Below are 15,994 nucleotides of genomic sequence, written 5' to 3'. Positions count from 1 at the left end.
CACATGACTGACGCAACTCTCGCAACCTCGACCTCCAAGATCGTCAACAAGCCGCAGAGCCGTTTTCGCATCAAGAGCTCGACGGTCGTGATCACCCTTTATCTGCTGTTTCTCATGCTGCCGCTCTATTGGCTGCTGAACATGAGCCTGAAGACCAACACGGAAATCCTGAGCGAATTCACCCTGTTCCCGAGGAACCTGACCTTTGCGAACTACGCGACGATCCTGACGGATCCGGCATGGTACAACGGGTACATCAACTCGTTGATCTACGTGGTGATGAACACGGTGATCAGCCTGGCGGTCGCCCTGCCTGCGGCCTACGCGTTCTCGCGCTATCGGTTCATGGGTGACAACCACCTGTTCTTCTGGCTGCTGACGAACCGCATGGCGCCTCCTGCGGTGTTCGCCCTGCCGTTCTTCCAGCTCTATTCGTCCGTCGGGCTGTTCGACACGCATATCGCCGTGGCGCTGGCGCATTGCCTGTTCAACGTGCCGCTTGCGGTCTGGATCCTCGAAGGGTTCATGCGCGGCGTGCCCAAGGAGATCGACGAGACGGCATATATCGACGGCTACAGCTTCGGTCGGTTCTTCGTGAAGATCTTCACGCCGCTGATCGCCTCCGGTATCGGGGTCGCCGCCTTCTTCTGCTTCATGTTCTCGTGGGTCGAACTGCTTCTCAGCCGGACGCTGACGACCGTCGATGCAAAGCCCATCGCAGCGATCATGACCCGCACCCAAGGGGCCGCCGGTATCGATTGGGGGGTCCTTGCCGCGGCTGGCGTCCTGACCGTCGTGCCGGGTGCCTTGGTGATCTATTTTGTCCGCAACTACATCGCCAAGGGCTTTGCCCTGGGTCGCGTGTAAGCCCGAATTCGAAAGGACAAGACTATGGAATGGATGGCATGGACATGGCCCACGGCGATCTTCTTCATCTGTATCGCCTGTATCCTGACCGTCTTCACGGTGCTTGCGATCAAGTTTCCCGAGACCCCTCGTAAAGGGGTTCTCAGGATCGAGACGACCAGGGGGGATCGTCTCTTCATCACACTCCTCGGCTCTGCCTTCATCAATCTGGCATGGCTGGGTGTTGTCGGTGCGAACCAACCGTTCGCGCTGCTTGTCTGTCTCGTCTACGCCGCTGCGGTGTTCCGCTGGGTGTAGATGGGCGGTCGTCGCTGCGGGGGCATAGCGGTTCCTCGCGGCGATTACGGAAAACGATTTCCATAACGGGAGGAAAAAATGGAAAAAACGCTTAAATCAAGTACAGCGCTGGTGCTGTCGCTTGGTCTGCTGAGCACGCCTGCTTTTGCAGACATGGAGGCGGCCAAGGCGTTCCTTGACGGCGAGATCGCCGGCCTGTCGACGCTGTCGCGTGCCGAGCAGGAAGCCGAGATGCAGTTCTTCGTCGATGCCGCCGAACCCTATCGGGGCATGGAGATCAAGGTGGTGTCCGAAACCATCGCGACACACCAGTACGAGAGCGAAGTCCTCGCCCCGGCGTTCGAGGCCATCACCGGCATCAAGATCACGCATGACCTGATCGGCGAGGGCGATGTCGTCGAGAAGCTGCAGACGCAGATGCAGTCGGGCGAGAACATCTACGACGCCTACATCAACGATTCCGACCTGATCGGGACGCACTGGCGCTACAAGCAGGTGCGCAACCTGACCGACTGGATGGCCGGCGAAGGCGCGGACGTGACCCTGCCGACGCTGGACGTCGAGGACTTCATCGGCACATCGTTCACGACCGGTCCCGATGGCAAGCTCTATCAGCTTCCGACGCAGCAGTTCGCGAACCTCTACTGGTTCCGCTACGATTGGTTCAACGACGAGAAGAACAAGGCCGACTTCAAGGCCGAGTACGGATACGACCTCGGGGTGCCGGTCAACTGGTCCGCGTATGAGGATATCGCGGAGTTCTTCACCGGTCGCGATCTGAGCCACCTCGATGTCGAAGGCGAAGTCTTCGGCAACATGGATTACGGCAAGAAGGACCCGTCCCTCGGTTGGCGCTATACCGACGCGTGGATGTCCATGGCCGGTATGGGCGACGTGGGTGAGCCGAACGGCCTGCCGGTCGATGAATGGGGCATTCGCGTCAACGAAAACTCCCAGCCGACCGGATCCTGCGTCGCGCGCGGCGGGGCAACCAATGCGCCGGCTGCCGTCTATGCCGTGACCAAGGCAATCGAATGGCTCGAGAAGTACTCTCCGCCTGCTGCCGCCGGCATGACCTTCTCCGAGGCAGGCCCGATCCCGGCACAGGGCAACGTTGCCCAGCAGATGTTCTGGTACACGGCGTTCACCGCGGCAACGGTCGAGCCCGACCTGCCCGTGATGAACGAGGACGGCACGCCGAAGTGGCGGATGGCGCCTTCCCCGCATGGGGCCTACTGGAAAGAGGGTCAGAAGATCGGCTACCAGGATGCCGGTTCCTGGACCCTGATGGAATCCACGCCTGTGGACCGTGCGCAGGCCGCGTGGCTCTATGCTCAGTTCGTGGTTTCCAAGACGGTGGACCTCAAGAAGTCCGATGTCGGTCTGACCTTCATCCGGGAATCCACGATCGACTCCGACCACTTCACGGAACGTGCCCCACGTCTTGGCGGTCTGGTGGAATTCTACCGTTCGCCCGCACGCGTCCAGTGGTCGCCGACGGGAACCAACGTCCCCGACTATCCGAAGCTGGCACAGCTGTGGTGGCAGAACATCGGCGACGCGATGTCCGGTGCGAAAACCCCGCAGGAAGCGCTCGATGCGCTCTGCGCCGATCAGGAGAAGGTGCTGTCGCGTCTGGAGCGCGCAGGTGTTCAGGGTGACCTGGGCCCGGTGCTGAACGACGAGATGAGCGCCGAGCACTGGTTCTCGCAGCCGGGCGCCCCGTACGCCAAGCTCGAGAACGAGGACGAAGAGCCGGTCACGATCGCTTATGACGAGCTGATCAAATCCTGGCAGTAGGGTTCCCTCCCTGAATGTGGGGCGCGTCATGCGCCCCACATTTGAAAGAATCTACAATTTGAGGATGCCATTCGGTGGCATGTGCCTGCGGGCGGTTCCACCGTGTCCGCCCTTCCTGCGGCCAAACGAGGTCTGACATGAAATACGTACTCGCCATCGATCAAGGCACGACGTCGACGCGCGCAATCCTGTTCGACGAAGACCTGAAGGCCGTCGCGCAGGCACAGGAAGAGTTCAGGCAGATCTTTCCGAATTCCGGTTGGGTGGAGCACGATCCAAGCGATCTGTGGGGCACCACCGCCGGCACATGTCGCGAAGTGATCGAGCGGGCCAACATCAGCGTTTCGGACGTCATCTCCATCGGAATCACGAACCAGCGCGAAACGACCGTCGTCTGGGATCGTCATACGGGCGCACCGATCTACAACGCCATCGTCTGGCAGGACCGGCGCACGGCCGCCTTCTGTCAGGAGCTTCGCGACGCGGGCCATTCGGAGCTGTTCGCAAGTCGAACGGGATTGCTGATCGATCCCTATTTCTCGGCAACCAAGCTGAAATGGATCCTCGACACCGTGCCGGGCGCGCGTGACAAGGCGCGCAATGGCGATCTTCTGTTCGGAACGGTCGATACCTTCCTGATATGGAAGCTGACGGGGGGCGCGTCCCATGTCACCGATGCCACCAATGCCGCACGCACCATGCTGTACGACATTCGCAAGGGACGCTGGAGCCGGACGATCTGCGACCTGTTCGATATCCCGATGGACATGCTGCCCCGCGTCAAGGACAGCGCGGATACCTTCGGTGACAGCCGTGCGGATCTGTTCGGCAAGCCGATCCCGATCTGCGGGGTCGCCGGCGATCAGCAGGCCGCCACGATCGGGCAGGCCTGCTTTCAGCCCGGCATGCTCAAGTCCACCTACGGAACGGGGTGCTTTGCCCTTCTGAACACGGGCGATACGCCGGTCGCGTCGAAGAACCGGCTGTTGACGACCATAGCCTACCAGCTGGATGGCAAGCCGACCTATGCGCTCGAAGGGTCGATCTTCATCGCGGGCGCGGTGGTTCAATGGTTGCGCGACGGGCTTCAGATCATTCGGCAGGCGTCGGAGACGCAATCCCTGGCCGAACAGGCCGACGACACGCAATCGGTCGTTCTGGTGCCCGCATTCACCGGTCTGGGGGCGCCCTACTGGAACCCTGAATGCAGGGGGGCGGTCTTCGGTCTTACGCGGAACTCGGGTCCGAAGGAGCTGGCCAAGGCGGCCCTTGAAAGCGTCGGGTACCAGACGCGCGACTTGCTGGACGCGATGCGCGCAGACTGGTCCGGCGATGCGGCCGACAGCGTCCTGCGGGTGGACGGCGGGATGAGCGCTTCGGACTGGGCGATGCAGTTCATGGCCGACATCACCGACGCGCCCGTCGACCGCCCCCGGACGTTGGAGACGACTGCCCTGGGTGTGGCCTGGCTTGCCGGTATGCAAATGGGCGCGATGCCCGGTCAGGAAGAGTTCGCAAGGCAGTGGGAGCTTGATCGTCAGTTTCAGCCCCGGATGCCTGCATCCGTCCGCACGGAGAAATACGACAACTGGAAGCGCGCCGTTCAGGCAACGCTGGAGTTTTGACGCAATGCCACATCCCGGCCCGTTCTCGTTCTCGTGCCCGACCGACGTGCGTTTCGGCGCGGGGGCCCTGCAAAGCCTGACCGAGGTGCTGCCGCCATCGGCTCGGTCGATCCTGCTGGTGAAAGGTTCTTCGAACACGGCGTCCGGTCCCGTCCGAAAACTGCTGTCGGCTGCCGGGCTTGAGGTCCAGCCGGTCGTCTGTGCCGGAGAGCCTGGCGTGCGGACCGTCAACGACGCCTACCGGTCTCTGGCCTCACGCTCCGTCGATTGCATCGTTGCCTGTGGCGGCGGCTCGGTCATCGATACGGCCAAGGCGCTCCGGGTTGCGCTCCTCAAGGGTGCGGATCTCACGGATGATGATTTTGCAGTCAACCATGGCCCAATGGGCCAGATCCCCCTGATCGTCCTGCCGACCACGGCCGGTACCGGGTCCGAGGTGACCGCGAATGCCGTCCTCGGCGCCGCGACGAGCAATGCCAAAGTCAGTTTGCGCGGTCGCGGGCTTCAGGCGGACATTGCCATCGTGGATCCCGATCTGATGCGCAACGCGCCGCGCAGGGTTGTTCTGTTCGCGGGCATGGATGCCGTCGTCCAGAATATCGAAAGTTTCACCTCCGCAAAGGCGACCCCCTTCACCCGCGCGCTTAGCCAGCCCGCGATGGCCACCACCTTGGGTGCGCTGGTGGAAATCTTGGAAACGGGTGACGAGGGTGCATGGGCTGACCTTGCCTGCGGCAGTCTGGCCAGCGGTATTGCCCTTGCCAATGGCGGGTTGGGGGCGGTCCACGGGATTGCATCCGTGGTGGGCGGTGCGTTTCCGGCCCCACACGGGGGCGTGTGTGCACGCCTGCTGGCGCCGGTCATCCGTGCCAATCTCGCCTCATCCGCGTGCTCGCCGGCCGTTCGCGACGACATCCAAGAATGCATCGCGGTCATTTGCGATCAATTCGCGCCGACTCAGGGCGACGATCCACTCTCGGGCCTCGAAAGCTGGCTTTCCGATCAGGATCTGCCGCGATTGGCCGACTGGGGTGTGACGCTTGGGGATGTCGAAGCCTTGGCAGGGGCATCGACCACGGCATCATCCAGTCTGAAGAACCCCGTGAAACTGACCCCTCGGGAGTTTGCGGATATCATTTCCCAAGCCCTTTGACCGGCATGCTCCCGCTTTGCGACCGGGTGATATCGCGACAATTCTTGTCCCCGGCAATGCCGCGACAGGAGCCACATGCAGGATGCTGTCTGCCCGACAGGGACCGGACCTTGCCCATGATCGAAGTGCGGCGACCACGGGGTAGGGCGCATTCCGCGTCCGATCCTTCGCGCGCCAGCCCGAATTTTCGTTCGACCGAGGTACGATGAAACGTCACAGCAATGCGGCATGGTGGTACGTGGCCCCGGCACTTGCGATCCTCGGCTTCGTGGGGCTGATCCCGCTTCTGTCGGTCGTGAACTACAGCTTCTTCGACATCTTCACACTCGAAAGCCGCTTTTGGGTCGGCACGGAATGGTTTGACGAGCTGGTCGGATCCGCCGATCTGTACGTGACCCTCGGACGTAGCCTGCTGTTCTCGGGCCTCGCCCTGCTGATCCAGTTTCCGCTCGGGCTTCTGATTGCCCTGAACATACCCAAAAATGGATTGGGGCGGAGCATTCTGTTAATCGTGCTGGCGCTTCCCCTTCTCGTGCCGTGGAACATGATCCCCGGCATGTGGCTCGGCCTCATCGATCCGGAACTGGGCCTTCTGGGGCGGATCATCGCGGGCACCGGCATCACCTTCGACTACAAGTTCAACGCCGTTCATACGTGGCTGCTGCTGCTGGCCATGGACACTTGGCACTGGGTCGGGCTCGTGGCCATTCTTGCCTATTCCGGCCTTTCCAGCATTCCCGCCCCCTACTTTCAGGCCGCGCGGATCGACGGCGCGAGGCGGTGGGCCGTGTTCCGGTTCATCCAGCTTCCCAGATTGCGGGGTGTCCTGACCATGGCGCTTGTGTTGCGCATCATGGACAGCCTCATGATCTATACCGAAGCCTTCGGCATCAACGCCGGTGGCCCCGGCAAGGCAACATCCTTTCTGGCGCTGGAACTGGGCGAAGACATCGCTGCGTTCAACTATGGCCCCGCTGCCGCCCGCTCGGTGCTTTACTTCCTGATCGTGTTGCTGGTGGCCTGGACAATGACGGCGACACTCAGGCGGCATGGCGGGACCAACGGATGATATTGCACGTATGTCGCATTCTCGGGCTCGCGGTTCTGACGATCGCCTTGCTTGCCCCTCTGGTTCAGACCCTGCTGCTGAGCTTTGTCTCGACGTTGCCGCGCGATGACATAGCCAAAGGCGCCCTGACCCTGCTGAATTATCGAAATCTGTTTCAGGACCCCGATCTGGTGCGGTCGATCTGGGCCTCGCTGAGCTATGTGACCACGAACATGGTCATCTGTATCGTTGTCGGCCTGCCCGCGGCCTATGGGCTGTCACGCTATTCGTTTGTCGGCGACAGGCATGTTTTCCTGTTGCTGATCGCCTTTCGGATCACGCCGCCCGTGGTCCTGTCCCTGCCGGTCTTCCTGCTGTTCGCGCAGGTTGACCTGTTGAACAATCCCCTCGGAATCGCCCTTGTGCATTGTCTCTTCAACGTGCCGATCACGATCTGGATTTTGGAGAGTTTCATTTCAGCCGTGCCGCGTGAATTCGACGAGAATGCCTTCCTCGACGGGCATTCGGTTCCCGGCTTCTTCGTCAGGCATATGCTGCCCCTGATTGCCCCCGGCGTGGCCGTGGCGGCCTTCTTCTGCTTCATCTTCTCGTGGGTCGAAGTCGTTTTCGCACGCATCCTGACGTCGACAGGCGGCAAGCCGATCTCGATGGCGATCGAAGGGCTGTTCGGGTTTCAGACAGATGTCGGTCTGGTGATGGCCATGACGACGCTATCGCTCGTGCCGGGTATCGTCCTCGTGTTCCTTACGCGGAACTACGTTGCCCGGGGTTTTCAGATTACCGCCTGAGGCCGGCCTCTTCCGGCTTTCGACCGGCAGGTTGCCATTCAGCCCAACGATGTCTGCCACCACACGGTTTGAACAGGGCCACGCCTCGATTGCCCCCCCCCGCGACGGGGGGCGGGCGCGACCGGTGATCCGGGCCTGCGCTGTTGTGGGCAGACCCAGCGCGCAATGCCGGCCAGAAAATGATTGATTGACTGATCAATCAATTTTGGGCACGTCCCGAGGCATGACCTGAGGAGTGGACATGGCACGACCTGATATGACGGAACCTCGGCGCGCGGCGCTTGTCACGGCCGCTATCGGCGAGATCGGCGCCCAGGGCTCGCTCGATGTCACCGTGGGGGGGATCGCGCGCCGGGCGGGTGTGTCCACTGCACTTGCGCATCACTATTTCGGTTCCAAGGATCAGATCCTGACCGCGGCGATGCGTCATATCCTGCGCGAACTCGCCATCGAACATCGTCGCCAGTTGATCGGGGCGACGACACCGCGCGGCCGCCTTGCGGCAACCATCCGGGCATGTTTCGGCGCGCAGGGTTTTCATCGCGACGTGGTCGCCGCATGGCTGGCGTTCTATGTCAGTGCGCAGAAGGGTGGCGCGGCGCGGCGCCTGCTGCGCGTCTATCAGGGGCGGCTGCGGTCGAACCTGATCCATGATCTGCGCCCCCTGACACCGGATGCACCAGAAATTGCCGATACCCTCGCGGCCCTGATCGACGGCCACTACCTGCGCGAGGCGCTGCAGGATGGTCCGGCGGATGCCGCGCGTCTGATCCGCATGATCGAAACGACCACAGACCACCTGCTGGAGGGCGCATGACCCAGCCGAATATCCTGATCCTCATGGTCGACCAGTTGAACGGGACGCTGTTCCCTGACGGGCCCGCCGACTGGCTGCATGCGCCGAACCTCAAGAAGCTGGCCGCGCGATCAAAGCGGTTCGCGAACTGCTACACCGCCTCGCCGCTCTGCGCGCCGGGGCGGGCGTCGTTCATGTCGGGCCTGCTGCCGTCGCGCACGCGGGTCTATGACAACGCCGCCGAATTCGCCTCCGACATCCCCACCTATGCGCACCACCTGCGGCGCGCGGGGTGGCGCACCTGCCTGTCGGGCAAGATGCATTTCGTCGGCCCCGACCAGATGCACGGGTTCGAGGAGCGGCTGACCACCGACATCTATCCCGCCGATTTCGGCTGGACGCCGGACTACCGCAAGCCGGGCGAACGCATCGACTGGTGGTATCACAACATGGGCTCGGTCACCGGCTCCGGCGTGGCGGAGATCACCAACCAGATGGAATACGACGACGAGGTCGCGCACCACGCGCGCATGTGGCTGTACGATGCGGCCCGCGGCCACGACACACGGCCCTGGTGCCTGACGGTCAGCTTCACGCATCCGCATGATCCTTACGTGGCGCGGCGCAAGTACTGGGACCTCTACGAGGATTGCGCGCATCTCGATCCGCCGGTGGGGGAATGGGCGTACGAGGATCACGACGCCCATTCCAGGCGCATCCTGGATGCCAATGACCGGGGCAATTTCGACGTGGATGCGGAGGATGTCCGCCGCTCCCGTCGCGCGTATTTCGCGAACATCAGCTATCTCGACGACAAGATCGGCGAGGTGCTGCGAGTGTTGGAGGACACGCGGCAGGAGGCGACGATCCTGTTCGTGTCGGACCACGGCGACATGCTGGGCGAACGGGGGCTGTGGTACAAGATGTCGTTCCTGGAGGGATCGGCCCGCGTGCCCATGATGCTCGCCTCGCCGGGCATCGAGCCCGGCCTCGTCGAGACGCCCGTTTCCAACATCGACGTCTGCCCGACCCTCTGCGCGATTGCGGGCGTCGACACCTCCGAGGTGGCGCCCTGGACAACGGGGGAGAGCCTGCTGCCCCTGTGCCATGGCACCCCGCGGCAGACGCCGGTGGCGATGGAATACGCAGCCGAAGGGTCCTATGCGCCGCTGGTCGCGCTTCGACAGGGTCGGTGGAAATACACCCAGTGCAGGTTGGACCCGGAACAATTGTTCGACTTGGTCGCGGACCCGCATGAGTTGGCCAACCTCGCCGATGACCCTGCCCATTCGGACGTGATCGCCTCGTTCCGTGCCGAGGTCGACAGGCGCTGGGATCTGGACCGTTTCGACGCCGAGGTTCGCGAAAGCCAGGCGCGCCGCTGGGTCGTCTACGAGGCATTGCGGCAGGGCGGCTACTATCCGTGGGATTACCAACCGCTGCGCGTCGCCTCCGAGCGCTACATGCGCAACCACATGGATCTCAACGTGCTGGAAGAGAACCAGAAGTTCCCACGTGGTGAGTAGGCGGGGGAGGGGGGCGCCGCCCCCCGGGCCTTCGGCCCACCCCCCGGAGTATTTGACCCAGGAAGAAGAGACGCGCAGATGACCCGACCGAATGCACAGCCCGTTGCAAGCCATTTCATCGACGGAGCCTATGTCGAGGATGCGACCGGCGCCCCTATCCCGGTGATCTATCCGGCCACGGGCGAGGTGATCGCGACCGTGCATGCCGCGACACCCGCGATCATCGAGCAGGCGATTGCCTCGGCCGAAAGGGCACAGACCGCATGGGCAGCGACCGATCCGACCGAGCGCGGGCGCATTCTGCGCCGGGCAGCCGATCTGATGCGCGAACGGAACCACGGCTTGTCGCAGCTCGAGACATTGGACACGGGAAAGCCCCTGCAGGAAACGCTTGTCGCGGATGCGACATCCGGGGCGGACGCGCTGGAGTATTTCGGCGGGCTTGCCGCGGATGTGACCGGCCAGACGATGCAGTTTGGCGGCGATTGGGCCTATACCATTCGCCGCCCCCTTGGTGTGTGCGTCGGGATCGGTGCATGGAACTATCCGACGCAGATCGCCTGCTGGAAGGGGGCGCCCGCGCTGGCCACGGGCAATGCGATGGTGTTCAAACCCTCCGAGGCCACGCCTTTGTGCGCCTTGAAGGTGGCGGAGATCCTGTCGGAGGCTGGCCTGCCGGCAGGGCTTTTCAATGTCGTGCAGGGCGCAGGCGAGGCGGGGGCCGCGCTGACACAGGATCCGCGGGTGGCCAAGGTGTCGCTGACCGGGTCGGTGCCGACTGGGCGCCGTGTCTATGCGGCGGCGGCCGGCCAGATGAAGCATGTGACGATGGAGTTGGGGGGCAAGTCGCCCTTCATCGTGTTTGCGGATGCCGATCTGGAGAACGCCGTATCCGGCGCGATCAACGCGAATTTCTATTCTTCGGGTCAGGTCTGTTCGAACGGCACGCGGGTGTTCGTGCACGCCGATCTGCACGATGCATTCGTCGCGCGTCTGTGCGAACGGTTGTCGGGTATGGTGATGGGTGATCCGCTGGACGAGGCGACGAACTTCGGACCGATGGCCACCGCCGACCAGCGTGATATCGTGTTGCGGCACCTTGCGACCGCACGAAGCGAAGGGGCCACCATCGCCGCCGGGGGCGATGCGGTCGATGGCGACGGTTTCTGGCTGTCTCCCACCGTGCTGACGAACCTGACCGACGACATGACCTGCGTGCGGGAGGAGATCTTCGGACCCGTCATGTCCGTCCTGCGGTTCGAGCAGGAGGACGAGGTGATCGCCCGCGCCAACGACACGCAGTTCGGTCTCAGCGCGGGGGTCTTCACCTCCGACCTGACCCGCGCGCACCGCGTGGTCGGTCAGCTGCGCGCGGGCAGTTGCTGGATCAACCAGTACAACCTGACGCCGCCCGGACTGCCGTTCGGTGGATCGCGGCAGTCGGGCATCGGGCGGGAAAACGCCCGGATGGCGATGGATCACTTCACCGAAGTCCAAAGCATCTACGTCGGCATGACGCCGGTCGAGGCGGCGTATTGATGCGTCGGTTCGGCATGGGGGCTGATGCCCGCGGGGCAATCCGTTCGGACACACGGGAATCCGGGACCGTTGCGCGACAAGAAAAGGGGATGGCGGGATGAGCATGGCCGCGGACTACGTCATCGTCGGCGCGGGCAGCGCGGGCTGCGCGATCGCTTACCGCTTGGCCGAAGCGGGCAAATCCGTCATCGTGATCGAATTCGGTGGCAGCGACGCGGGCCCGTTGATCCAGATGCCGGGCGCGCTGTCCTACCCGATGAACATGCCGCTCTACGATTGGGGCTATCAGTCGGAGCCGGAACCCCATCTGGGCGGTCGCCGGCTTGCCACGCCACGCGGCAAGGTCATCGGCGGCTCCAGCAGCATCAACGGCATGGTCTATGTGCGCGGGCACGCCCGCGACTTCGACCACTGGGAGGAGGCGGGCGCGCGCGGCTGGTCCTATGCTGACGTGCTGCCCTATTTCAAACGGCAGGAGGCGTGGAACGATCGGGGGCATGGGGGCGACCCAGCATGGCGGGGAACGGACGGTCCGCTGCACGTCACGCGTGGCCCGCGCGACAATCCCCTGACGCGTGCCTTTACCGAGGCGGGGCGTCAGGCCGGCTATCCGGTCATCGCCGACTACAACGGTGAGCAGCAGGAGGGGTTCGCCCCGTTCGAGATGACGGTCCACAAGGGGCGGCGCTGGTCGACGGCGAATGCCTATCTGCGCCCGGCTCTGCGCCATCAGGGGTGCAGTCTTGTGCGCGGTCTGGCCCGCCGGGTCGTGATCCGCGAGGGGCGCGCCACGGGGGTGGAGGTGTCGCGCGGTGGCAAGACCGAGATCATCGAGGCGCGGCAGGAGGTGATCCTCGCGGCATCCTCGATCAATTCGCCGAAGCTGTTGATGCTGTCCGGGATCGGCCCCGCGGCGCATCTGGCGGACCACGGCATCGACCTTGTCGCCGACCGCCCCGGCGTGGGCGAGAACCTTCAGGATCATCTGGAGCTCTATATCCAGCAGGCCGCGACCCAGCCGGTCAGCCTGTTCAAGTACTGGAACCTTGCGGGCAAGGCATACGTCGGCGCGCGCTGGCTGTTCACGAAATCGGGGCCGGGCGCGTCCAACCAGTTCGAAAGCACGGGGTTCATCCGTTCGCGCGCGGGCGTCGATTACCCCGACATCCAGTTCCATTTCCTTCCGATTGCCGTCCGCTATGACGGCAAGGCCGCCGCCGAGGGGCACGGGTTCCAGGCCCACGTTGGACCGATGCGGTCGCCTTCACGGGGTCGCGTGCGCCTGACGTCGCCGGACCCGGCGGCCAAACCGTCGATCCTGTTCAATTACATGAGCACTGCGCAGGATTGGGAGGACTTCCGCACCTGCATCCGTCTGACCCGCGAAATATTCGCCCAGCCGGCCTTCGACCCGTATCGGGGCAAGGAGATTCAGCCGGGCGAGGCGGTTCAGTCGGACGACGAGCTGGACGATTTCATCCGCGCCCATGTCGAAAGCGCCTATCATCCCTGCGGCACGGCCAGGATGGGGGCGGTGGATGACCCGATGGCCGTGGTCGACCCGGAATGTCGCGTGATCGGGGTCGATGGCTTGCGGCTGGCGGACAGCTCGATTTTCCCGCGCATTCCGAACGGCAACCTCAACGGGCCATCGATCATGGTGGGTGAAAAGGCGGCGGACCATATCCTCGGGCGCGCGCCGCTGCCCCGGTCGAATGCGGTGCCTTGGATCCATCCGGATTGGCAAAATGCGCAACGCTGAGCTGGCATAGCTTTCTGCGACTTCGGTCGGGCGAAACTTCGCGTCGCCTCTTCCCTTGGCCCCAGAATACCTCGGGGGGGCACGAAAGGTGGGGGCGGCGGCCCCTCCGCCCTTTACGCACCTGATCAGACGGAGACGTCCGCCAACACCGCCTCGCGCGAGGCACCGGCGCGCGCCTCGTCGCGCAACACCTCTCCCCGGCGCAGGGCCACAATGCGATCGGCCAGACCCCATGCGAAGTCGAACCGTTGTTCGACCAGGATGATCGCCATGTCGCCCCGCTTGCGCAGGCCCGCGATGACGGTGCCGATCTGCGCGATGATATTGGGCTGGATGCCCTCCGTCGGTTCATCCAGCAGCAGGACCTTGGGTTGCGTGACAAGCGCGCGGGCGATGGCCAGCTGTTGCTGCTGTCCGCCCGACAGGTCGCCCCCGCGCCGCCCCCGCATTTCGTGCAGTACGGGAAACAGGTCGAAGATCTCCTGCTTCACTTCGCGCTGGTCGCGCGGCAGGCAGGCAAAGCCGGTTTCTAGGTTCTCGGCCACGGTCAGCTGCGGAAAGACCTCGCGCCCCTGCGGCACGTAGGCGATGCCCGCCTGAGCCCGCGCGCGCGCGCCATCCGGCAGGGCAACGCCGTCCAGCGTCACGACGCCTTCCATCGGGTGCCGCCCGGCCAGCGCCTTGAGTAGGGATGTCTTGCCCATCCCGTTCAATCCCATGACGCAGGTGACGTGGCCCCTGGCGGCGGTCAGGTCGATGCCGTGCAGGATCTGGCTGCCGCCATAGCGCAACGTGACGCCTTTCGCTTCAAGCATTGGCGGCCTCCTCTTCCGGGCGTCCAAGATAGACGTCGATGACTCGCGGGTCTGCGCAGACATAATCCAGCGACCCTTCGGCCAGCACGCTGCCCTCGTGCAACACGGTCACGCGGCAGTTGAGGCGCCGCACGAACTCCATATCGTGTTCGATGACGACGACGGCACGGGTCTTGGCCGCTTCGACCAGCATTTCGGTCGTCCGCTCGCGCTCGGCGCTGGTCATGCCTGCGGCGGGTTCATCGACCAGCAACAGGCGCGGTTCCTGCGCCAGCAGCATTCCGATTTCCAGCCACTGCTTCTGTCCGTGGGACAGGATGCCCGCGCGCAGGGGCAGGGCATCCGTCAGGCCGACCTGTCGGGCCAGATCCGCGATACGTGCGCTTTCGTCCGGACGGCGCAGCAGAACCGCCAACGGCCCCCGCGTCGCCCGCAACGCCATCGCGAGGTTCTCGGTCACGGTCTGATCTTCGAAGACGGTCGGTTTCTGGAACTTGCGGCCGATGCCCGACTGGGCGATCCGCGCTTCGGACAGGCGTGTCAGGTCGCGCGACAGCTCTCCGTACAGGATCTCGCCCGAGTCGGGGCGCGTCTTGCCGGTCACGAGATCCATGAACGTCGTCTTGCCCGCGCCGTTCGGCCCGATGATGGCGCGCAATTCCGGCTGATTGACGGTGAACGACAGGTTGTTGATGGCGCGGAACCCGTCGAACGTCTTGGTCACGCCGGAGACTTCGAGAAGCGCGCTCATGCCTGTTCCTCCTTCGACCGCAGGGCGCCCACATCAGGCCCCATCGGCCCGACGTTCCGCGACCTGCGGCCCGTCCACAGGTCGACCAACCCGCCCAGACCCTTGGGTGCATAGAGCGTGACCAGAACGAAGCTGAGGCCCAGCAGCACCAGCCACCAATCCGTCCAGCGGATGACATAGAAGCCGAGGTTGATGTCGGGTGCACCGCCGCCCGTGAACCAGCTGGAGGCGAGCGAGACGATTGCCGCCCCGATGACGGCGCCATAGAGCCGTCCGCGCCCACCGATCGCGACCCAGACCGCCAGATAGATCGAGGCGATGGGCGCGATCTCGGCCGGGTTCACGATGCCCGCCTGCGGATAATACAGCGCCCCGGCAAGCCCGCAGAGCATGGCGGTCACGGTAAAGACGGCCAGCTTGTAATGCTCCACCTCGTAGCCGAGGAAGCGCACGCGGGCCTCGTCATCGCGGATACCGCGCAGAACACTGCCGAAACGGCCCGAGACGGTCCATGCGGCCAGAAGGTAGGCGCCCGCAAGCGCCAGCGCCGAGGCCCAGAGGAACCACAGCGACAGCACCGATTGTGGCACGTCGTCGAGGCCCGGAATATTCTGCAGGCCGGACAACCCGTTGTTGCCGCGCAGGCCGCTATCGTTCTGGAACAGCCACAACGACAGGGCCAGCGTGCCCGCCTGCGTCAGGATCGACAGGTAGACGCCCGTGACCCGGCTGCGAAACGCCAGCCATCCGAAGATCAGCGCGATCAGGCCGGGGATAAGAACGGCAAACGCCAGTTGCAGCGGCAGGGACCCGGCAAAGGCCCAGAGCCACGGCACCTCCGACGACCCGACGACGCCGAACACCTGCGTGCCGATCGCTTCCTCGATTTCCAGCGGGGTGGCGGGTAGGGGGGATTGCGCGAGCGTGCCCATGACGATGGCCTCGGTCCGGTCCCACATCAGCCACATGCCGATCGCATAGCCGCCGATGCCGAAAAAGGCGAAATGGCCAAGGCTGAGAATGCCGGTGAAGCCCCACACGAGGTCCATCGCAAGCGCCGCGATGCACAGGCACAGGGTCTTGCCCAGCAGTTTGACGAAGGATGTCGAGACGAGGCCCATCTGCGCCATCAGCGTCGCCAGAACCGTGATCAGGGCCAGCGCGCACAGGAAGATCAGGACGGAGGGTTTGCGGATCAGCATGATG

At 64.0% G+C, this 15,994-nt stretch carries 14 protein-coding genes; 11 read left to right on the top strand and 3 right to left on the bottom strand.

From position 1 onward, the window contains the following. Positions 1-3: 3 nt before the first annotated feature. The 11 genes from V6N07_RS14930 (at position 4) to betA (ending at position 13,222) form a co-directional block, all read left to right on the top strand. Complete coding sequence (locus tag V6N07_RS14930; protein WP_371157189.1) at positions 4-867, top strand: carbohydrate ABC transporter permease; 864 nt, start codon at positions 4-6, stop codon at positions 865-867. 24 nt (positions 868-891) lie between these two features. Next, entirely contained in the window at positions 892-1,164 is a 273-nt protein-coding gene (locus V6N07_RS14925; RefSeq protein ID WP_371157187.1) for a DUF2160 domain-containing protein, read from the top strand. A gap of 78 nt (positions 1,165-1,242) precedes the next feature. Beyond that, entirely contained in the window at positions 1,243-2,964 is a 1,722-nt protein-coding gene (locus V6N07_RS14920; protein ID WP_371157185.1) for an ABC transporter substrate-binding protein, read from the top strand. Positions 2,965-3,101: 137 nt separating this feature from the next. Beyond that, positions 3,102-4,589, top strand: coding sequence for a glycerol kinase GlpK (gene glpK / locus V6N07_RS14915; protein WP_371157183.1), 1,488 nt, complete (start codon positions 3,102-3,104; stop codon positions 4,587-4,589). 4 nt (positions 4,590-4,593) lie between these two features. After that, a complete protein-coding gene (locus tag V6N07_RS14910; protein ID WP_371157182.1) occupies positions 4,594-5,742 on the top strand; it encodes an iron-containing alcohol dehydrogenase in 1,149 nt (382 codons plus the stop codon). A 205-nt stretch (positions 5,743-5,947) separates the two neighbouring features. Continuing rightward, a complete protein-coding gene (locus V6N07_RS14905) occupies positions 5,948-6,811 on the top strand; it encodes a carbohydrate ABC transporter permease (RefSeq protein WP_371157181.1) in 864 nt (287 codons plus the stop codon). Then, entirely contained in the window at positions 6,808-7,599 is a 792-nt protein-coding gene (locus V6N07_RS14900) for a carbohydrate ABC transporter permease (protein ID WP_371157179.1), read from the top strand. The genes V6N07_RS14905 and V6N07_RS14900 overlap by 4 nt, the downstream gene beginning before the upstream one ends. Before the next feature lie 241 nt (positions 7,600-7,840). Next, entirely contained in the window at positions 7,841-8,416 is a 576-nt protein-coding gene (gene betI / locus V6N07_RS14895; protein WP_371157177.1) for a transcriptional regulator BetI, read from the top strand. Next, positions 8,413-9,921 (top strand): choline-sulfatase, encoded by a 1,509-nt coding sequence (gene betC / locus V6N07_RS14890; protein ID WP_371157175.1) that lies wholly within the window; start codon positions 8,413-8,415, stop codon positions 9,919-9,921. Before betI ends, betC begins: the two co-directional genes overlap by 4 nt. A gap of 78 nt (positions 9,922-9,999) precedes the next feature. Beyond that, positions 10,000-11,460: a betaine-aldehyde dehydrogenase gene (betB, locus tag V6N07_RS14885; RefSeq protein ID WP_371157173.1), complete on the top strand. Its 1,461-nt coding sequence runs from the start codon at positions 10,000-10,002 to the stop codon at positions 11,458-11,460. A gap of 103 nt (positions 11,461-11,563) precedes the next feature. Continuing rightward, positions 11,564-13,222 carry a choline dehydrogenase gene (gene betA / locus V6N07_RS14880; protein ID WP_371157236.1) on the top strand — a complete coding sequence of 553 codons (1,659 nt, stop codon included), beginning with the start codon at positions 11,564-11,566 and terminating at the stop codon, positions 13,220-13,222. 125 nt (positions 13,223-13,347) lie between these two features. On the opposite strand, the gene urtE is transcribed toward betA, so the two are convergent. The 3 genes from urtE to urtC are packed head-to-tail and all read right to left on the bottom strand — an operon-like array spanning position 13,348 to position 15,990. Beyond that, positions 13,348-14,037 (bottom strand): urea ABC transporter ATP-binding subunit UrtE, encoded by a 690-nt coding sequence (gene urtE / locus V6N07_RS14875; RefSeq protein WP_371157171.1) that lies wholly within the window; start codon positions 14,035-14,037, stop codon positions 13,348-13,350. Next, complete coding sequence (gene urtD / locus V6N07_RS14870; RefSeq protein ID WP_371157169.1) at positions 14,030-14,788, bottom strand: urea ABC transporter ATP-binding protein UrtD; 759 nt, start codon at positions 14,786-14,788, stop codon at positions 14,030-14,032. Before urtD ends, urtE begins: the two co-directional genes overlap by 8 nt. Then, entirely contained in the window at positions 14,785-15,990 is a 1,206-nt protein-coding gene (gene urtC / locus V6N07_RS14865; protein ID WP_371157168.1) for an urea ABC transporter permease subunit UrtC, read from the bottom strand. Before urtC ends, urtD begins: the two co-directional genes overlap by 4 nt. Positions 15,991-15,994 lie beyond the last annotated feature (4 nt).

The sequence above is a fragment of the Jannaschia sp. 2305UL9-9 genome, from assembly GCF_041403465.1.
Classification (GTDB): Bacteria; Pseudomonadota; Alphaproteobacteria; order Rhodobacterales; family Rhodobacteraceae; genus Jannaschia.
Note: the sequence above shows the minus strand (reverse complement) of the source record. Positions and strands in the feature narration are given on the sequence as shown.